The sequence below is a fragment of the Metabacillus crassostreae genome (genome assembly GCF_016908395.1).
GTDB classification, from domain to species: domain Bacteria; phylum Bacillota; class Bacilli; order Bacillales; family Bacillaceae; genus Metabacillus; species Metabacillus crassostreae.
Genome location: NZ_JAFBDU010000008.1, coordinates 69025 through 90389, shown reverse-complemented (window position 1 = coordinate 90389; position 21365 = coordinate 69025). Strand labels below are relative to the sequence as shown.

Below are 21365 nucleotides of genomic sequence, written 5' to 3'. Positions count from 1 at the left end.
TATTAGTACAAAACTGTTCCATTTCGCTGCATTACTTTCAATAATGTTATTGCTAGATAAATTTAAAGGAGTTAGACGATAAGTCTAGCTCCTTTTTTAAAAAAGGCTGGTCGTAAGCTTTGTTGCTTTTAGATACTTGATGACAGCAATATATATAGTCTTGTGGCATCCTTTCTTTTGAGAAAAGTACAATGTCTGCTCTTTAAACACTGTTTCCTCACAGTTAATATGTTTAATAGGAACAATCTTTCAAAAAAGAGCCTTAAAAAGGAGAAGTTAAATGAAAACTACTAGTTGGTTAAAGATGTCAGATGGTGAAGAGATATTTGTTAGCACATGGTCAGAAGAGGGTATCTCACCAAAAACAATTCTTCAACTATCACATGGTATGGGTGAGCACATTGCTCGTTATGATGCATTTGCACAATACTTAGTTGATCAGGGAATTATTGTGGTGGGCAATGATCATCGAGGACATGGTGAAACAGGAAGTAAAAGTGGACAGCTAGGTTTTTTTGCAGCTGAGAGAGGCTTTGAAAGAGCTGTAGAAGATTTGAAGGAAATAAATAATAGCATTAAGGAGCAATACCCAAATACACCCATTTTCATTATGGGGCACAGTATGGGTTCATTTTTAGTTCGACGCTTTTTACAGCGCTTTCAAACAGGTGTTGATGCTGTGATTTTATCAGGAACTGGTGGGAATCCTGGATTTATGGGGAAAATAGCAAAAACAATTGCTAAATCACAAATCCGCAAGCTTGGTCAAACTTCAGAAAGTCAATTAATGAATAAGCTGATTTTTGGTCGTTATAATAAAAACATTCCAAACATGAAAACAAGCTCTGATTGGCTTACAAGAGATCATCAAGAAGTTCAGAAATATATAGAAGATAAATATTGTGGATTTATTCCAACAACAAGCTTCTTTTATGATTTGATGGAAGGATTAGAAAGTATCCATAAAAATGATGAAGTAGGAAAAATAAACAAGAAGTTGCCATTCTTTATTTTTAGTGGTGATCAAGATCCAGTAGGTAATTATTCAAAAGGTGTAGTAGAAGTGATAAAGCAATATAAAAATAGTGGAATCAATAATATTGAACATAAATTTTATAAAGAAGGTCGTCATGAGATGTTAAATGAACTGAATCGGACAGAAGTTTATCATGACATTTCCACATGGATCGAAAAACAATTAAAAACCCTTTAAGTGATATAATGTTAGTAATTAATGTTGATATATTAAAGGAGCAAATATGGCAGAAGAATTAAGAAATATTTATAATGAACAGTTTATTAAATCACTTTCTACTTTTATAAAAGAAGAGTATCAGAATTTTGATTGCACTTTGTTTGAATCACTAATATATGATGATAGTTGGAATGAACTTCCTCTAAAAAGGCGTATGCGTCATATTACGAGCTGCTTATATGAGACTTTACCGAAGGATTATGATGAAGCAATTGCGATTTTAAGAGCGGTAGCACCAAGAGTGAATGATAGCTTAGCTGGGATCATCTTTCCGGATTATGTAGAGGTATATGGTCTAGAAAAATGGAATTTATCAATGGATGCTCTTGAATTTTTCACAAAATACTCCACATCTGAGTTTGCTGTTCGGGCATTTGTTATAAAAAATCAATCTGCAATGATAGAGCAGTTCCTTATATGGAGTAGAAGTGATAATGAACATGTGCGAAGATTAGCAAGTGAAGGATCTCGTCCAAGATTACCTTGGGGAATATCATTAGTGAATTTAAAGCAAGATCCCTCCCCGATTCTTCCTATATTAGAAAATTTAAAGGAAGACACATCACTATATGTGAGGAAAAGTGTTGCAAATAATCTTAATGACATTTCTAAAGACCATCCTGATGCTGTGATTAAAATTGCTGAGAATTGGAATGGACAAAAAGAGGTAACAAATTGGATTATAAAAAAGGGCTTACGAACATTATTAAAAAAGGGGAATGAACAAGCTCTGGAATTAGTTGGGATAAAGAGGAATGAAAACATACACGTTTTAAATTTCACAGTAGGACAAACAGAAGTGAAAATAGGAGATTATTTCTCTTACTCGTTTGATTTGCAATCTAATGACAACCAATCAAGGAAAATTAGAATTGAATATATTATAAATTATGTAAAAGCCAATGGAAAGCTTTCACCGAAGCAATTTAAAATATCAGAAATTATATTATCGCCTGGAGAATTAAAGAGCTACAAACGCAATCACAACTTTAAAGATTTATCTACACGAAAGCATTATCCAGGCAAACATGCAGTTTCCGTTATTATCAATGGGGAAGTAAAAGCAACAGCAGAGTTCAGTGTTATAAGTATGTAATAAAGACCAAGAAAACAACAACAGAATTGTTAAGCTTGAAGACGGATACCTAATAAAGTGATTAAAAAAGGCGATTCCTGAAGTTTAGTCCTCAGTATATACTTACCTTTTGTAAATATATAGATTGAGGTAGCTTTACTTCGTAGTTGAGTCGTCTTTTGTTGTTTTATGGCCTGCTTTGTTTGAAGATATTGATGATAGATTCACTAGAAATAAAATTTGTTTAAACCCTGTAAAGTTATTTAGTTTCAATGTTTCCCATTAAAGTCATCCAATTGTACTAGACCTTCATCCTAAAAGAAATGCTATATAATGAAGGCCTCATTTCTTAATATATATTAAGTCAATAAAATGCACCATTTCACATCAAGAAGTGTCAAATAATTACAAGCTTCAACTAAACACTAACTTTAAACAGGCAATTGTGAAATTAAGTCGATATTTAAAAGGATTAATAATAATTAACTAGATCTTTTCATACTGGTTTCCATTTTTTAATAATACTAGAATTTGATTGTAAATTATGATAGAGTTAAAAAAGTGTTCTTTTATAAGGAGAAAAAGGGTCAAATGTTACATCTGAAATATAATTGTAATATTAAAAACATAGATTTGTCATTTTTTGATGATATACTTCTAATTGTGGCTAAGTAGTTAAATAGTAATATTAATAGATAGTTAGATATACATACAACTTGAATCAGATAGAATGGAAAGTAGGGAAAAGGATGTCGAAAAAGAAACTAGTAATTATGAATCTAGCATTCATGATTGGATTAGGAAGTTCATTTGCTATTCCTTCGGTAAAAGCTGAAACAAATATTCAGCAGCAACGCTCCGAAATTCAAAAAGATATTGCTAATGCAGATCAAGAACTACAAAAAGTTAAAGCAGAGCTTGATAAATTAAATGAACAAATTGTTCGTGTTGATCAAGCAATTGCTGATAACAATAAAAAGATTGAACAAACGAAAAAAGATATAACAGTTGCTAACGAGGAAATTTCTACTATGGAAAGTGAAATTACTCAGTTAGAAAAATCTATTGAAAATAGAACAGAAATCCTAAAAGAGCGTGCAATTTCTTTCCAACACAGTGGTGGAAATATTGATTATTTTGATGTGCTTATCGGTTCATCAAGCTTTGGAGATTTTGTTAATCGTGCTATAGCAGTAGGTAAGATTGTTGAAGCAGATCAAAATTTATTGGACGAGCATGTGGCTGATGAGAAAACTTTAAAGGAATCAAAAGCTGCTAAAGTAAACAAGCTTGCTGACCTAACGAACATGAAGGAAGAGTTAGAAGGTATGCAAGCACTTACATTAGAGCAAAAAGCACAAAATGATGAATTGAAGAAACAGCTTCAAAATGAAGAGACTGCAACTCTAGCAGCAAAAAATAGTTTGCAACAACGAGATATGAATCTAGCATCACAAATAGTTGTTAGCAATGAGGATTCTTCAACAAGTGAAGCTCGAAATTCTCAGGCTTCTTCTTCTGTAGAATTAGCTAGTGGTACTAAATTTGAAAACACACCAGTTAACCCTAATGGTACGGTAAATGACTTAATTACAGCAGGGTATAAGTATATTGGTAATTCTGTATATATTTTTGGTGGCGGACGTAACGCTTATGATGTAGCAAACGGTCGATTCGACTGTTCAGGTTTCGTTCATTGGGCATTTTCAACGGTCGGAGTTAGTGTTGGTGCAAGTACAGATTCTTTAAAGAATTCAGGTACTCGAATTTCACCTAGCAATATGCAGCCTGGAGATCTTGTTTTCTTTAACACGTATAAAACAGATGGGCATGTAGGCATTTATATGGGTGGCGGTAAATTTATCGGCTCTCAAAGCTCTACAGGTGTGGCAATTGCTAATATGTCTAGTGGTTATTGGGCAGATACGTTTAGTGGTCGTGTAGTAAGAATTAATTTATAAAAAGTAGAGCTGGCAGAGATGTCAGCTTTTTTATTTTGTTACTATTTAGTTTCCCCAGATCATTACGGGATAAACATATTTTTTAAAACAAAGGTTGCAATGAATATTATAATGGTTTACAATTTAAATCGTAATAATTACGTTTTATAAGGAGCTAAATAATTGAATGAATGGATTATTATTGGTGGAGGACTCCATGGGTGTACGATTGCTACAGCTTTAATAAAGAATCATGTAACAACTGCAAGTGACCTCAAAGTTATTGATGAACATGATGAGCCCTTAATGGAATGGAAAAGCAAGACATCGCTTATAGGTATGGAATTTCTAAGATCACCTTCTGTACATCATATTGATGTTGATCCTTATAGTCTTCAAAGATATGCAAGGAAGCAACATTTTCGAGAAACATTTTTAGGTCAATATAAAAGACCATCATTAGAGCTTTTTAATGATCATTGTGATGATGTTTTAAGAAGTATCAATATTTCACAATCATGGATAAAAGGCAAAGTTAGAAAAATAGAAAAATGTGATAATCATTGGGAACTACACGTGGATAATTCAAAGGTTATAAAAGGGAGGAAAGTTGTCATAGCTGTTAGTATTAATACACAGTTACATATGCCTGAGTGGGTAAAAGAGTTAAAGGGAAATCCACTAAATCAATTTCATATTTATGATAATAACTTGAAGGATCTTGAAGGAATAAAGCCTCCAGTAGTTATCATAGGTAATGGAATAACAGCAGCTCATCTTACAATTAAATTAGCTAAGGTGTTTCCAGATAAGGTCATGCTAATGATGAAAAGTGATTTTAAAGTAAAAGATTTTGATAGTGATCCTGGTTGGCTAGGTCCAAAATACTTGAATGATTTTCGAAAGCTATCTTGTTATAAAAAACGAAGAAATATAATTAAGAAAGCTAGAAATAAAGGGACGATAACTGGAGAACTATTTAGACAGCTTAGAAAACTAGAAAATAGTCGTAAAATAGAAATTAGGCTAGTAACGAATGAAAATCAATTGCATTTTATTAAAAAATGGCAAAAGGAAAATCAAGAACCCCCTTCTATATTATTTGCTACAGGCTTTAATTCAGCTTCACCAGGAAAAGAAATGGTAGCTGATTTAATATCTAATGGGGAACTAGCTTTATCTGAGTGTGGTTATCCTATTGTTAGTTCTTCACTAGAATGGTGTCCGAATTTATATGTGACTGGACCACTTGCTGAACTAGAAATTGGTCCTATTTCAAGAAATATTGCGGGAGCAAGGCATGCTGCTGAGAAAATTGTTTATAAATATACACATTAAATCGTAATGTTTACGTATTGTGAAAGGTGATAGATATGGTAAATCATAAAACTCCAGTCACTGTATTAAGTGGTTACTTAGGATCAGGTAAAACAACATTATTAAATTATATTCTGCAAAATAAAGAAGATAAGCGAGTAGCAGTTATTGTGAATGATATGAGTGAGATTAATATAGATGCTTCATTAATAAAGCAGGGTGGGTTTACACGCACTGATGAAAAGCTTGTAGAGCTTCAAAATGGCTGCATCTGCTGTACACTTCGTGAGGACTTAATTTTAGAAGTGGAAAGGTTAGTAAAACGAGGAGATATTGATTATTTACTCATTGAATCTTCAGGTATTTCAGAACCTGTTCCTGTAGCACAAACCTTTACATATATAGACAATGAGCTTGACATTAATCTTTCTCAGTATTGTGAACTCGACGCAATGATTACTGTTGTTGATGCAAACCGGTTTTGGCATGATTTTGCTTCTGGAGAAACATTACTAGATCGAAAGCAGGCAACCGAAGAGGGTGATACAAGAGAAGTTGTTGATTTGTTAATTGATCAAATTGAATTTGCTAATATCATCATTTTGAATAAAGCAGATATGGTGAAGGGAGAGGATATAATTGAGTTAGAAGCTGTGATAAGGAAGCTAAATCCGGAAGCTAAAATAATGGAGAGTATTTACTCGAAAGTAAAGTTAAGTCAGGTGTTAGATACTAAACTGTTTGATTTTGAACGAGCTAGTCAGGCTGCAGGCTGGATACAGGAGCTGATGACAGATCATGTTCCTGAAACAGAGGAATATGGAATTTCTTCTTTTGTTTATAAACGTAGAAAACCATTTCATCCAGAAAGACTTTTAAAATGGCTTGAAGCTTGGCCATTAGATGTTGTAAGAGCAAAAGGCTTCTTTTGGTTAGCTTCTAGAAATGAAACAACAGGGCTACTATCACAAGCAGGTCCATCTATTGTTATTCAAGCTGCGGGTGAATGGGTGGCAACTTATCCACAACAAGAGCAAAAGCAAATTTTACTTGAGGAACCTGATTTGCTTGAAAAATGGGATTCGCAATTTGGTGATCGCATGACTGAGCTTGTTATGATTGGTATTGATATGAACCGAAGTGTCATTGAGGAATCGTTAGATTGTTGCTTATTAACGGATGAAGAAATGGAACAAGATTGGTCATGCTTTACTGATCCACTGCCACAATTTACTGTAGCAGGATAAAATTATTATAAAATGGAGGAATTATAAATGAGAGTGAACATAACGTTAGCATGTACAGAAACTGGGGATCGCAACTATATAACAACAAAAAATAAACGTAATAACCCAGATCGAATTGAATTAAAGAAATACTGTCCTAGATTAAAAAAGCACACATTGCATAGAGAAACAAAATAAATTTAGTAGAGAAATTCATTAACAAAGTCACTCTTGTTAATGAATTTTTTTAGTTACGACAAATATTGACACTCTTCATTACCTAGACTATGATTAAGTGTGAATTGAATAGATAAAAAATAGGTTGATAGATATAGAATCTATCATGAAAAGGGAAGATCGGTGCCAATCCGACGCGGTCCCGCCACTGTATATGGGAGTCTTTTATTAGTAACCACTGTCGAAGGATGGGAAGGATGTAAAAGGTGATGATCATGAGCCAGGAGACCTGCCTATTTTGTTTATACCTTATTACTACGCGGATGGAAGGGTGTTATAGCTAGCAGTTTGTCTGTAATAAGACATGTGTAACTAAACAACACTTATCTCCATTGTAGGGGATTTTTTTATGCCAAAATTTATCAAAAATAGATGGGGAGCGAAATACGTATGTTAAACAAAGTAAGATTGTCTTTATTATCTTTTCTATTAGTATTTACAGTATTTTTTGGGAATTTGCAGGAAGTAAATGCTGCAAGTGAAGAGAAGAGCTTCATTACATTAATTAATGCCAATGGAGAAGTTGTCCTTGATAATGAATTTACTTTTCAGGAAGGCTTAACAGTTGAGGAAGCATTAATAAAAAATGTAGGTGAAGAGAAAGTAAAGTATGACGAATATGGTATGATTTCCGAAATAAATGACATAAAGCCTGTAGGGAAAACTTACTGGGCAATTTATGTAAATGGTATTTCTTCACAAATGGCAGCGGATCAACAAAAGTTTGAATCAGGTGATCGCATCACCTTTAAGGTTACAAACTGGGAAAGCAATACAGATAAATCTGCGTCAATAACGTTGACTGGTCATGAAGAATTAAAATTCGAGGAAAAATATTTATCATTTATAAATAATCCAAGCGCCTATGATTTATTAAAAATGGTTGTGAATATAGATGAAATTACTACACTTACATCAAATGGTGACTCCCAATTGTCAAGTGATTGGGAGTTGCATGTAAATGATGAAATCGTACAGGATATAAATTCATATAATATTCACGATGGTCACAGTTTTGTGCTAAAAAAAATAAATAATGAACCCGAAGAGGAAGAAGAGCAGCCATTAATAGAAAAGCCAACATCAAATCCTTTTGATGCAGTTCAATTTAACAAAGATGTAAACTCTGCAAGTCAATATATCCTTTCTAATAAAGTAGAAGATTGGCAAGCTGTAGCACTTAACAAAGCGCAGAAATCACTGCCAGCTTCATATTCTGTATATTTGAAAACTCTTGTTAATGAAAGTAAGTTATCAAAAATCACAGATTATGAGCGTGTAACATTAGGTATTTTAGCTTCTGGTGAAGACCCAAGAAATTTTGAAGGACAAAATCTAGTAGAGTCAATTTATAATGGAAATGTAACAAATCAAGGACTCAATGGTGTTGCTTACGCACTGATTGCGTTAGATAGTGCGAACTTCCAAGTTCCTGAAACGGCAAAATGGACAAGAGAGAAGCTAATAGCTGAGTTACTCAAGAATCAACACGATGATGGTGGTTGGTCATGGTCGCTAAATCCACCAAGTGATAGTGATACAACAGCTATGGTATTAACTGCACTAGCACCTTATAAAAATCAAGCAGATGTGAGCTTGGCAATCGAAAAAGCAGTAAATTATTTGATAGAACAATATCAAGGATCTGCGGTAGATAATAGTTCAACAGCAGCAACAATTGTCATTGCGTTATCAGCTTTAGGAATTGATTCACATAGTGAAGATTTCACAAAAAACGGAAGTAGTTTGATAGAGTTTTTACTTACTTTCCAAAATAAAGACGGTGGTTTTGATTGGCAAGGTGGAGAAGAAAGTGACTCATTTTCTTCAGATCAAGGATATCGTGGGATTGTAGCGTATCAGTTATTTTTAGAAGGTAAAGGCTCTTTATATACATTGCCTTTGAATACTAATAAGGTTGAAAAAGGTAATCTAGTAGTTAAGGGTCACTCTGATCTTGTAATTAAAGCTAGCAATGTTTATAAAGTGAAACAAGATGCTAAAACATTCACATTTACAAGTGAACTGTTAAAAGGTCTACCAAAGAATTCTTCCATTGAAGTATCAAATGGAAAAGTAAATGCTACAGTTCCCGTTGCATTGCTTTTAACGAATTCAGATGTTACTTTCAGCTTTGGTGAGGTTTCTGAAGCAGTAAAAAATACTAGTGATTTAGTAAGTGATTTATACGATTTTACAATTACTTCAGATGGTAAGACAATAAGTGATTTTGGAAATCATGTTGTCACTTTAGGGTTTGATCTTACTAACTTTAATGGAGATTGGGATCAGCTTCGTATTTATCATGTTGATGAAAATGGAAATAAACTTGAAAAGATGAAGACTACTTATGATGCAAAAACAAAACAAGTATTTGCAAGTGTAGGTCATTTCAGTATTTACGGAGTATTCGAACTACAAAAGAATTCTGTAGATGAACCTGTTGTGAAAGAAGATAACTCTTCTGAACAGCAAGGTGAGGTTCAGCAAGATCAAGTTCAACAAAAAGAAAAAACTTCATCAAATGGCAACCGCCTGCCAAACACAGCAACACCATTATTTAACTTAATTGCACTAGGTGGAGCACTAATGTTAATTGGTGCTGGTGGTACAATTTATTCAAGAAGACGTCAAACAAATTAAATTTAATGATAATGAGGGTAACTCAATATAGTCTAGTCTATTTCCTTATAAAAGGAGAGTGCTAGGAAAATGAGTTACCCTCGTTTTCCTGTATCTAGTTTATACTATATAAAGAGCTTGCTTGTGATAACAGGGGGTATTAATTTGGGGAAATACAACAAAGTGTTTTTAGCATTTATGATGATTGTGATGTTTTTAATAGGTTGTGAAAAAGATGAGGTAGTTCCTATAACAGAAAAAACAAGTGTTGAGGAAACTACTGAAGCATCTTCAACTGATAAAGAAGTAGTAACAGATAATGATCGTGAAGGTAGTCAGGATCCTACGGAAGACAGTAATAAAGAAGAATCAAGCCAAAAAACTACTGAAAGTGATAAAAAAGAAAGTATTGTGGCTTTAGAAGATAAACAAGAAACATCATCAACAGCAGATACTTCTAAGGAGAAAGAAGCCTCAAGTAACAAAACTGAGAAATCAACAGAACGGCAAACATCTAAACCAGCAGCAACTCCTGAAGTGGATGAAAAAAAGAAATCTTCAACAGCAACACAAACTGCTAAAACAACTCCTGAAATAAAAACGACGCCAAAAGAAGAAGAAACAAAAAAAGAGAAAATAACCACTCAACCAGTAGTTAAAAAAGAGGAACCAAAACAAACAGTTACTATAACAATTGCTGGTGATCAAGAAAAAGGAACAATTCTTTCTTCAACAAAGGTAGAAATGAGTGAAGGTAATACAGTACTTGATATTACGAAGAAAATTCTTAAGGAAAAAGGGAAACCAATTAGTGTAACAGGTAGTGGTGCATTTGCTTATATACAGGGGATTGATGGGTTATCAGAATTTGATCGAGGCCCTTTAAGTGGCTGGACGGTGAAAAAAAATGGTGCGACTTTAGATCGAAGTGCTGGCATTGTTAAAGTGAAAAATGGTGATAGCATTCAGTGGATTTATACGACAAATTATCAAGAAGATGAAAGCTGATGAGAGGAGTTCATGCTTTTCATCCTTTTGTCCTTTTTCTTTATTATGTTGGAGCAGCAGCACTGGTAATGCTATATAAGCATCCGGTGTTTTTGTTTGTAGCGATCATTTTGTTCATTATCTTTAATCTTCAATTAGATCGGGGGAAAGCATTAAGAGGCTGGTTCTTTATGCTGTTTTACTTATCATTCTTTTTCCTATTAATAAATCCGCTGGTGAATCGAAAGGGAAATCATATTTTATTTTATTTTAATAACAATCCAGTGATGCTTGAGGCTGTTATTCATGGGATAATTGCTGCTCTATCAATCTTTGCGCTGCTTGTGTTATTTCTTTCCTATAATATCGTTATCACTGCTGATCGGTTTTTATATTTATTTTCAAAATGGCTACCACAGTGGGCTCTCCTCACGATGCTTTCAATGAGATTTATCCCATTGTTAAAAAGAAGATTGAGGGAGATTGAAACGGTTCAACAAAGTAAAGGCTTGTCAGTAAAAGAGGGGAAATTAAAAGATCGTGCAAAAAATGGGATATTGCTTGTGCAAATTCTTTTAACTTGGTCATTAGAGGAAGCAATACAAACTGCTGATTCAATGTCTGCACGTGGCTATGGACTTAAAAAGAGAAGCAAATATACACCATACAGAATGCGAAAGATGGATTGGATTGCTCTCACTTATATTGTATTATTCACAATTGTTGCTTTGTTTGGCTGGTGGTTAGGTGATGGTGTGTTAAGCATTGAACCAGTGTTAGAAACAATATTAATTGAAGGACGAGAATGGTTTTATTTATTAATTTTTTCCTTGTATATTGGTGCACCACTAATGATTGAAGTAAGGGAGGCGCTTCTATGGCTTTTTTGGAGACAAAAAACCTAAGCTTTGCATATCCAGAAGAGAAAATTAAGGTGCTTAATGATGTTTCATTTAGTGTAGAACAAGGTGATTTTGTTGTTTTATGTGGACCATCTGGAAGTGGTAAGTCGACTCTTCTGCGACTATTAAAGCAGGAGCTTGCTCCACATGGTGAAAAAGAGGGAGACATATTCCTCGAAAATAAGCCTCTACTAGATATTCCGCCTGCACAGGTTGTAAAAGACATTGGCATGGTTTTTCAAGATCCAGAAAATCAAATTGTTATGGATCGTGTTCTCGAAGAACTCATTTTTGGGATGGAGAATTTCGGAACATCAACAGAAGAAATGCGAAAAAAAGTGGCTGAAATTGTTCATTTCTTTGGTATAGAAGGTCTGCTCAATCGTAAGACGCATGAGCTTTCTGGAGGTCAAAAGCAACTAGTCAATTTAGCTTCTGTTTTATTATTAGAGCCGAAGCTATTATTGCTAGATGAACCAACGTCACAATTAGATCCTGTTGCTGCAAGAGAATTTATTGGCATGCTTCAAACAATGAATGAGGAATTTGGGATAACAGTAATTATCGCAGAGCATCGGCTAGAAGAGCTTTTTGCTATTGCTGATAAAGCTCTTGTTTTAGATAATGGAGGTATTTTATCTTATGATACGCCACGACATGTTATTGATTTTTTAAGCGAATATAAAGATCATGCAATGTATCATTATTTACCAAGTCCTGCCCGGCTATATTTAGAATATTCTCCCTCAAAAGTAAATGGTGATATCCCACTGTCAGTTAAGGAAGGGAAGAATTGGTTAAAGAATGTAGCTATTACACCAAGAGAGGGTATTTTGAAGGAAAATCATCATGCACCTAAGAAAGAAATAATGAACATAAAAGAAGTTGATTTTCAGTATTCAAAGGACTCAACTAAGATACTTAATGATTTGTCATTAAGTATTTTTGAAGGTGAATGGCTTTCAATTGTTGGTGCAAATGGAACGGGAAAGTCAACATTACTAAAAGTCATTGCTGGACTCGAGAAACCACAACGAGGATCAATATTTTACAAAGCAAAGAAATTTAAAAAACAACTTCCAAAAGAAATCGGCTATCTCCCACAAAATCCTAAGTTGTTTTTCATCCACGACACGATTGGTGCTGAGTTAAGATATCTTGAACAATTGCATCAAATCGGTAATGGTGAAACTCGAATTGAGGAGTTGCTAAAAATTTTCAACTTAAAAGAACTAGTACATCGTCATCCTTATGATGTTAGTGGCGGGGAGATGCAAAAGGCAGCATTAGCGGGAGTGCTTCTACCTAATCCAAAGCTGTTATTAATAGATGAGCCTACTAAGGGGCTTGATCCAGAAGCTAAGCTTAAGCTGGGGAAGCTACTACAAGCATTACAACAAAAGGGCTTAACAATCGTTATGGTCACACATGATATTGAATTTGCTGCACATTATTCAACAAGGTGCGCAATGATGTTCCAAGGAACGATTACAACGAATTCACCAACGAAAAGCTTTTTTCAGGGCAATGCATTTTACACAACAGTCCTTAATCGAATAACTAGAGGCAGTAAAGTTCCTGATGTATTAACGTTAGAGGAGGCTCGCAAGACTTGGCACGTTCAAGAATAATTGTCATAGCGTTGTTTCTTTTGATTACTATCACCATTTTGACAACGCCTCTTTTAGCTGATAAATATTTTCTTCCATTTAGCATAATCATCATGTTGCTGAGTTTTGTTCCTTTTATTATTCGGTTTGAACGAAGAAAGGTTGCTGGAAGAGAGCTTGTTTTATTAGCTGTATTAGCAGCGATAGCAGCTGTTAGTAGAGTGCCCTTTGCATCCATCCCAAGTGTTCAACCAACAACCTTTGTTATTATTGTTGCAGCACTTGCTTTCGGTGCTGAAAGTGGATTTGTTGTTGGGGCACTTGCTGCATTAGTATCTAATTTATTTCTAGGGCAGGGGCCTTGGACACCTTGGCAAATGTATGCTTGGGGAATGATTGGATTAAGTGCAGGATTATTTAGACATACATGGATTATGAAGCATAAGATTGGCAAAGTGACCTTTGGTTTTATAACAGGTATCTTATTTGGATGGGTCATGAATTTATGGTATTTTGTTAGCTTAGATGAAAGTATAACCATTACTGCCATTATAACTCGGTATAGTGCTAGCTTATATTTTGATTTAGCCCATGCATTTTCAAATGTCTTTTTCTTGCTCATTTTTGCAGACAGCTGGTTAAAGATTTTACAGCGTTTTCGGAAAAAATATGGTTTGCTAGACAAGTAGTGTTAATCCTGAGTTAGGGATTAACACTTTTTTTATGAAGTGATCTTTCACTTAAAACAAATAAATTCGCGAAAGAAGAAGGTTTTTAGTACTTTTTGTCTAAAGAGTATAGATATTATCTAAATAATGAAAAAAAGAGGTGAACTAGTTGAGCCACGATTCTTCGGTCATTTTCTCACTAGAAGAAAAGCTAACTCTGTATTTAGAAAAAACACAGGATGAAATATTGGAAGTATGGCAAGAGAGTATTATTATTCATGAGCATGACATGTATAAGGGAAGTATTAAGGATAATGGATTTCAAATGTTTCTATTAGTAAAAAGATCTTTATTAGGTGAAATCTGTGAACATGACATCCAAGAGCTTGCTTATAAGGTAGCACATGAACGTGTTATTACAGATGTTAATATAGGAGAGTATGTTTATAACGTTAATGTAGGCAGAAGTACTGTTATTAAATTCATTAACAAATCCGGTATTTCAATTGCAGATTTACATGCAATTATCGATCGGATCAATCAAGACTTTGATCGATTTTGCTTTCATACAGTTACTCGTTATACGGAATTAAAGGATAATGAGCTAAAGGAAAAAGTTCTATTCATCAACCAATCACACAAAGATCGTTTATCACTTCTAGGTCAAATGTCCTCAAGCTTTGTTCATGAATTTAGAAATCCTCTAACAGCTGTAATAGGTTTTATGAAGCTTTTAAAAGATGAACATCCTTCACTTAAATATATGGATACAATTGAGCATGAACTCGATCAATTAAAATTTAGAATTACACAATTTCTACATGCTGCAAGATTGGAAATTGTTGATAAGTCTAAAGAAATGATACTGTTGTCTGAATTATTTACTGAAATTACTTCATTTTTATACCCAAGTATAGTAGATGGTGATGTTGACCTGCAAACCTCCGTGAATCATGATTGCAAAATTTATGCGAAAAAAGAGGAGTTAAAGCAGGTACTCGTTAATATTATTTTAAACTCAATTGATGCAGTGAAAGATAATGATCACAATGATCGAAAATTAACGATTTTATGTGATTGTAATAAAGAGGATATCACATTTACGATAACAAATAATGGACCACAAATTCCCCACGAAATGCAAAGTACCATTTTTGAACCATTTTATACAACAAAAAACTTAGGAACTGGAATCGGATTGTATGTATGTAAAACGATTATTGAAAAACATAATGGCTCAATAGAATGTCAATCAGATTCTCAATACACTTCATTTATCATTAAGCTGCCATATGAGCAAAAAAAATCGATCAGGTAAATACTGATCGATTTTTTTATAATTAGGCTTGTTAAAAGCTAATCTACCAATCAAGTTAAGATAAGAGAAAAGATTTTGTGAAAAGGTTTACATTAGATTTTACAAAAAATCTCATAATAATATAAATTCCGCAATGTACCTTTGTTCATCGCGATTTGTCTTTAAGTGTAGAAAATATCTAAAAATTTAATGATTATATCTATTTATCTTTCTATTGTTTTCATGTTATACTCTTCATGTAACAAATGTTCAATATAGTATGAACAAAATTTCTTAAAAGAGGGGTAACGTAAATGAAAATAGGTGTGGTTCATTTTGGTTGTGCTTTAGAAGGTACAGCTCAAATCGTTCGTACCCTTATTGAAGATCTTTCAAGTGAGGAAACAACTGTATATGCTATTGAATGGAATCATACTTCAAAAGAACTACAGCTAAGAGAATTAAATAAAATGAGTCAAAAAACATTAACAACTACCTATAGCTTATGTAATGCTTTTCCTCGAAAAGTATGGGAAGAAAAATCCTTTTTATTAACTGATGAATTACAAGAGCTAGATCAGGTTATTTTATTAGGGGTTAGTAACAATCAAGAACAAGCAACAAAAGTGAAGGTATTACAAGTTCCTGTTAGTATTTACAACTCTGTAGAAAACTCACAGTTTACTTTAGGTTATGATACTGCATTAAATTCCATTGTTAATAGTGTTGAAAGTGTAAGAGATACAGCAAGTTCTTTATCTTATGGTAAAGTCCGTTTATTTAATGTGCAAATACCTGGTAACAATCAATCAAGACTACTGTATGATGCTGCTGGTGCAGTTGGAGCACAGGTTGTCACAGGTGAAAGCCCACAGGAGCTTGATCAATTACATAATCACATTAAACAAAAAGAAGATAATGAAGAAGGATATACGTTCTTTATGATGGATCATTCTATTGATCTTACATCCTTTGAACAACATTTCAGTAATTTTGATTTAGATTGGAAGATTGTTGTCATTGATGATTCCCAGTGTGGAGGACCATATCCAACTGCTCAGGATCGACTATTAGCTAATCAATTGAAAACAGCAGTTGTCGATTGGTGTAAAGCAAATAAACCTACTGGTCAATTGCTTATTCAAGATAATAAAGTCGTATTTAAGTAAGGTTTCTATGATCAAGTAGTATGATTAGGTTATAATGTAAAGATGAATATATTTTGGAGGGATTAATTAATGAGTGAATTAACAAAAACAGACAAATTATCTATCGAAACAATTCGTACGCTTTCTATTGATGCGATTGAAAAGGCTAATTCAGGACATCCTGGTATGCCAATGGGTGCTGCTCCAATGGCATATACGCTTTGGACGAAATATATGAATGTTAACCCATCAAACCCAAGCTGGTTTAACCGTGATCGTTTTGTTCTTTCAGCAGGACACGGATCAATGCTTCTTTATAGCTTACTTCACTTAACAGGCTATGACTTATCTATAGATGATTTAAAAGAATTCAGACAATGGGGTAGCAAAACTCCTGGACACCCTGAATACGGTCATACTGCAGGTGTTGATGCAACAACAGGTCCTCTTGGACAAGGTATTGCTATGGCAGTAGGTATGGCAATGGCAGAGCGTCACTTAGCAGAAACATACAATAAACCATCATACAATGTTGTTGACCACTTTACATATGCAATCTGTGGTGATGGAGATTTAATGGAAGGAATTTCATCAGAAGCAGCATCATTAGCGGCACACTTAAAATTAGGTCGTTTAGTTGTTCTGTATGATTCAAATGACATTTCATTAGATGGTGATTTAGATCGCTCATTCTCAGAAAATGTTGAGCAACGTTTTGTTGCACAAGGCTGGCAAGTTATCCGTGTAGAAGATGGAAATGACTTGAACGAAATTTCAAATGCGATTGAACAAGCAAGATTAGATCTTGATCGCCCAACATTAATTGAAGTGAAAACAACAATTGGATTTGGTTCACCTAATAAATCTGGTAAATCAGCTTCACATGGTTCTCCACTTGGTGAAACAGAAATTAAATTAACAAAAGAAGCATACAACTGGACATTTGAAGAAGATTTCCATGTACCATCTGAAGTATATGATCATTTTAATAAAACGGTAAAAGAAGCAGGAGCAAACAAAGAAAAAGAATGGAATGAATTAGTTGAAGCTTACGGAAAAGAATTCCCTGAGCTAGCAAACCAATTCAAACATGCAGTAAGCGGAGAGCTTCCAGAAGGTTGGGATAAAGATATTCCTGTTTACGAAGAAGGAAGTAGCCTTGCTTCACGTGCATCATCTGGTGAAGTATTAAACGGAATTGCTAAAAACCTACCTTCATTCTTTGGTGGTTCAGCTGACTTAGCAGGATCTAACAAAACAACAATTAGTGATGCAGGAGACTTCACTAGTGACAATTATGGTGGACGTAATATTTGGTTCGGTGTACGTGAATTTGCAATGGGTGCAGCATTAAACGGTATGGCACTACATGGTGGATTACATGCATTTGCTGGTACATTCTTTGTATTCTCAGATTACCTGCGTCCAGCGATTCGTTTAGCAGCATTAATGAATCTGCCTGTAACATATGTATTCACACATGATAGTATTGCAGTTGGTGAAGATGGTCCTACACATGAACCAATTGAACAATTACCATCATTACGTGCAATGCCTAACTTATCAGTTGTTCGTCCGGCAGATGGCAATGAAACAGCTGCAGCTTGGAAATCAGCAATTGAATCAACATCAACACCAACAGCACTTGTTTTAACACGTCAAAACTTAAAAACAATCAAAAACACGAAAGATACTGCTTATGAAGGTGTTAAAAAAGGTGCATATGTCATCTCACCAGCATCAAAAGAAACAGCTGATGTTCTTTTATTAGCTTCTGGTTCAGAGGTTGGTTTAGCAGTTGATGCTCAACAAGCATTATCTCAAGAAGGAATTGACGCAGCTGTTGTAAGTATGCCAGCTTGGAATCGCTTTGAAGCACAAAGTGAAGAATACAAGCGTTCTGTTTTACCTAAAGAAGTGAAAAAGCGTCTAGCTATTGAAATGGCATCTCCACTTGGTTGGGATCGTTATACAGGAGACGAGGGAGACATTTTAGCTATCAATACATTCGGTGCTTCAGCTCCAGAACAACGTATTTTAGCTGAATATGGTTTCACAGTTGAAAATGTAGTTGATCGTGTGAAAAAGCTTATCCAAGGATAAGTTAAGATATCTAATAAAAGAAAAATAATTTTATAATTTTCCTGATAATGAGGCTGACGTGATGTAAAATATGTCAGCCTCTCTCTTTTAATTGATTGCAGTTTGAGAGGATAACTAAGGAAATATATGTAACAAGCAATTAACTATGTGTTAATACTAATAAAAATAGGTGCTGCGTAATGGAAAGAGAAAAATTAAATAAAATCATTGAAGCTGCTAAGCTTTATTATCAATTAGATTACAGTCAGCAGGAAATCGCAAAAAAACTAGATGTATCAAGACCAACTGTTTCAAGATTATTAAAGGTTGCGAAGGATTCAGGCATTGTTGAAATTACCATTCATAACCCTGTGGAAGCCGGAGAATTATTAACAGACAGGTTAAAGAATAAATTTGATCTTAAAGAGGTTATCGTTGCATCTGTTTCAGAGTATGACAACACATTAATAAAACGTCACCTTGGAGAAGTTGCGGCAAATTATGTGAACAGAATTGTACAAGATTCAGATATCATTGCAACTTCATGGGGAACAACTGTTCATGAGATCGCAAAAAGACTTCAACCAAAGCCTTTAAGTCAAACAACTATTGTACAGCTTAATGGAGGAGTTAGTCATTCAGAATCAAAAACATATGCTTCTGAAATAATCCATCTTTTTGGTGAAGCATTTAATACCCAAACATTTATGTTACCACTACCAGCCATTGTTGATCATATCGTTGTAAAGCAAGCAATTGAAGCAGACCGACATATTCATAAAATACTTGATTTAGGTAAAAAAGCGAATATTGCGATCTTTAGTGTAGGAACTCCTGTTGTTGACTCTGTTTTATTGCAAGCAGAGTACCTTTCAAGCGAAGATCAACATCTTATACAGTCAAAGGCTGTTGGAGAGATATGCTCAAGGTTTTTTGATAAAAATGGTGAAGTATGTGTTGAGAGCTTGAATAGTCGAACAATCGGAATTGAGCTTCATGAATTAGCAAAAAAAGAAAAATCAATTTTAGTTGCTGGTGGACCTAAAAAGTTTGATGCAATCTATGGAGCGTTAAAAGGCAAGTATGCCAATGTGTTGATTACAGATCAGCATACAGCAAGATTATTAGTTGATTTAGAAGACTAATAAGCTGGCATCCATTATTTTTGTTGAAAAATATCTTCAATTATTGTTGATATCCTAATAGGTACATCGTTTGTATTCTAAAGCAAAATTAGATAGTGTTAATAAGATAGGAGGCTGAAAACATGAGATTATTAGGAAAAAAGGTATTAAGCTTTGTTCATGAAGATTTTGAGGATTTAGAGCTTTGGTATCCCATTCACAGATTGCGTGAAGAAGGGGCAACTGTTGATTTAGTAGGAGAAGATGCATCATTTACATATAAAGGGAAGTATGGAGTACCTGCTACTTCAGATTTTGCTTTTCAAGATGTGAAAGCAAGTGATTATGATGCTTTATTAGTTCCAGGAGGATGGGCTCCAGATAAACTTCGTCGTTTTAAAGAAGTAATTGATATTGTTCAATATATGGAAGAAAACAAAAAGCCAATCGGACAAATATGTCATGCAGGCTGGGTACTGATTTCTGCCAAAATTCTAGAAGGTAAAACAGTGACAAGTACACCAGGTATTAAGGATGATATGGAAAATGCAGGAGCAACATGGTTAGATGAAGCTGTTGTTGTTGACGGTCATCTAATATCAAGTAGACGTCCACCAGATCTTCCTGATTATATGAGAGAGTTTATACGAGTTCTTGAAGAAAATTAATTTCAGTCAGCACGATAGTAAATGATAAATTATCTTTACTAAAGTGCTGGCTTTTTTTATTATTAGGCTATGTTAAAGGTTAATGTTGATTTTTAGCACATTGTTGATTGGAGTGAAAGGCATGAGACTCCTGCGGGAGAAGCGTGTCAAAGGGAGACCCCACAGGCGCTTTCGCCGAGGAGGCTCCCGGACCGCCCGCGGAAAGCGAATGCCTGTAACGGAAATCAACAACAAAGTTTAAACAGAACCAATTATTAAAAATATATAGAAAATATTAACAATTTAAATCGAATAGGAGAAAAAAACTATGATTACATACAAAGTTAATGATGTGATAAATGCTGATGAGCTAGCTGAGGTTTTTAAATTATCTGGCATCAAACGACCTGTGGAAGATTTACCAAGATTACAAAAAATGATCGAGCATGCTGATATTATCATTACAGCTAGAGAAGAAGGTAAAGTAATTGGCGTAGCTAGAGCTATTACTGATTATCATTATTGCTGTTATTTATCAGACTTAGCCATTAGTAAAGATTATCAAGGTAAAGGGATTGGTAAGAAGCTTGTGGCTTTATTAAAAGAAGAATTAGGTGAGAAAGTATCATTAATCCTACTAGCATCAGAAGAAGCAATGGAATACTATCCGAAGATCGGTTTTGATACCATTGATAACGGCTTTAAAATTGGACGGAAATCTTAGGCATACTTTGTTTCTAAGTAATTAATCTTTTATGGGTTAATGAAAACCTACCATTACACTTGTTTAACGGAGAGGTCTTTATTTCTAAAAATAATATATAATGGAATTGATCTTTATATACAATATAATTTAGATAATTAAATAGATTAATGGGAAATAAATATGATTAAAAAATTCAAACTTTTGTCAGTTTCAATCATTTTATTAGTCATTTGTATAATATCCTAGCAAATAGGTATTTATTTTGCAGCACCTAAGAAATGGATTGAGGAACTTCATTTGCAATTATGGGTTTCTTTGGAACAATCTTCTTTCTCTTTAAGACCGTAATATTGGCTTTAATATCATTAAATTCAAAGAAAGTTGATACACGTTAAATTTATTTCGTTAGGACCATCTTTGGGTGGTTCTTTTTATATTGCTCGCAATGATAGAACCGTTGTTTTATTTAATAGGTTCAAGTTCTTTGAACTCTTCATAGATGTCTAACCACATAGCTGAACG

17 protein-coding genes and 1 riboswitch are annotated in these 21365 nt (G+C 34.1%); all 17 genes read left to right on the top strand.

From position 1 onward, the window contains the following. The first annotated feature begins 280 nt into the window (after positions 1–280). The 17 genes from JOC75_RS19180 to JOC75_RS19100 all read left to right on the top strand — a co-directional run bounded on the left by JOC75_RS19180 (position 281) and on the right by JOC75_RS19100 (position 20861). Positions 281–1213 (top strand): alpha/beta hydrolase, encoded by a 933-nt coding sequence (locus tag JOC75_RS19180; RefSeq protein ID WP_204955597.1) that lies wholly within the window; start codon positions 281–283, stop codon positions 1211–1213. A 46-nt stretch (positions 1214–1259) separates the two neighbouring features. Further along, on the top strand, positions 1260–2351 hold the full coding sequence (locus JOC75_RS19175) for a DNA alkylation repair protein (RefSeq protein WP_204955596.1): 1092 nt from the start codon (positions 1260–1262) through the stop codon (positions 2349–2351). Positions 2352–3079: 728 nt separating this feature from the next. Continuing rightward, positions 3080–4291, top strand: coding sequence for a coiled-coil domain-containing protein (locus JOC75_RS19170; protein WP_204955595.1), 1212 nt, complete (start codon positions 3080–3082; stop codon positions 4289–4291). Between the two features lie 162 nt (positions 4292–4453). Beyond that, entirely contained in the window at positions 4454–5608 is a 1155-nt protein-coding gene (locus JOC75_RS19165; RefSeq protein ID WP_204955594.1) for an FAD/NAD(P)-binding protein, read from the top strand. A gap of 35 nt (positions 5609–5643) precedes the next feature. Further along, positions 5644–6834 (top strand): GTP-binding protein, encoded by a 1191-nt coding sequence (locus JOC75_RS19160; RefSeq protein ID WP_204955593.1) that lies wholly within the window; start codon positions 5644–5646, stop codon positions 6832–6834. A gap of 27 nt (positions 6835–6861) precedes the next feature. Beyond that, a complete protein-coding gene (rpmG, locus tag JOC75_RS19155; protein ID WP_053348792.1) occupies positions 6862–7011 on the top strand; it encodes a 50S ribosomal protein L33 in 150 nt (49 codons plus the stop codon). Between the two features lie 104 nt (positions 7012–7115). Then, positions 7116–7301, top strand: a riboswitch (cobalamin riboswitch). A 139-nt stretch (positions 7302–7440) separates the two neighbouring features. Continuing rightward, positions 7441–9693, top strand: a complete 2253-nt coding sequence (locus tag JOC75_RS19150) for a DUF4430 domain-containing protein (RefSeq protein WP_204955592.1) — start codon at positions 7441–7443, stop codon at positions 9691–9693. A gap of 144 nt (positions 9694–9837) precedes the next feature. Continuing rightward, positions 9838–10680 (top strand): DUF4430 domain-containing protein, encoded by an 843-nt coding sequence (locus tag JOC75_RS19145; RefSeq protein WP_204955591.1) that lies wholly within the window; start codon positions 9838–9840, stop codon positions 10678–10680. Continuing rightward, positions 10680–11564 carry an energy-coupling factor transporter transmembrane component T gene (locus tag JOC75_RS19140; RefSeq protein ID WP_239589581.1) on the top strand — a complete coding sequence of 295 codons (885 nt, stop codon included), beginning with the start codon at positions 10680–10682 and terminating at the stop codon, positions 11562–11564. Before JOC75_RS19145 ends, JOC75_RS19140 begins: the two co-directional genes overlap by 1 nt. Continuing rightward, a complete protein-coding gene (locus JOC75_RS19135) occupies positions 11537–13192 on the top strand; it encodes an ABC transporter ATP-binding protein (RefSeq protein WP_204955590.1) in 1656 nt (551 codons plus the stop codon). The genes JOC75_RS19140 and JOC75_RS19135 overlap by 28 nt, the downstream gene beginning before the upstream one ends. Further along, positions 13174–13860, top strand: coding sequence for an ECF transporter S component (locus JOC75_RS19130; RefSeq protein ID WP_204955589.1), 687 nt, complete (start codon positions 13174–13176; stop codon positions 13858–13860). The genes JOC75_RS19135 and JOC75_RS19130 overlap by 19 nt, the downstream gene beginning before the upstream one ends. 148 nt (positions 13861–14008) lie before the next feature. Continuing rightward, positions 14009–15157: a histidine kinase N-terminal domain-containing protein gene (locus tag JOC75_RS19125; RefSeq protein WP_204955588.1), complete on the top strand. Its 1149-nt coding sequence runs from the start codon at positions 14009–14011 to the stop codon at positions 15155–15157. 293 nt (positions 15158–15450) lie between these two features. Then, positions 15451–16305, top strand: a complete 855-nt coding sequence (locus tag JOC75_RS19120; protein ID WP_204955587.1) for a 6-phosphofructokinase — start codon at positions 15451–15453, stop codon at positions 16303–16305. A 69-nt stretch (positions 16306–16374) separates the two neighbouring features. Further along, complete coding sequence (gene tkt, locus JOC75_RS19115) at positions 16375–18387, top strand: transketolase (protein ID WP_204955586.1); 2013 nt, start codon at positions 16375–16377, stop codon at positions 18385–18387. Between the two features lie 179 nt (positions 18388–18566). Further along, positions 18567–19511: a sugar-binding transcriptional regulator gene (locus tag JOC75_RS19110; protein ID WP_204955585.1), complete on the top strand. Its 945-nt coding sequence runs from the start codon at positions 18567–18569 to the stop codon at positions 19509–19511. A 122-nt stretch (positions 19512–19633) separates the two neighbouring features. Next, on the top strand, positions 19634–20158 hold the full coding sequence (locus JOC75_RS19105; protein WP_204955584.1) for a type 1 glutamine amidotransferase domain-containing protein: 525 nt from the start codon (positions 19634–19636) through the stop codon (positions 20156–20158). 307 nt (positions 20159–20465) lie between these two features. Then, complete coding sequence (locus JOC75_RS19100) at positions 20466–20861, top strand: GNAT family N-acetyltransferase (protein WP_204955583.1); 396 nt, start codon at positions 20466–20468, stop codon at positions 20859–20861. Positions 20862–21365: the final 504 nt, after the last annotated feature.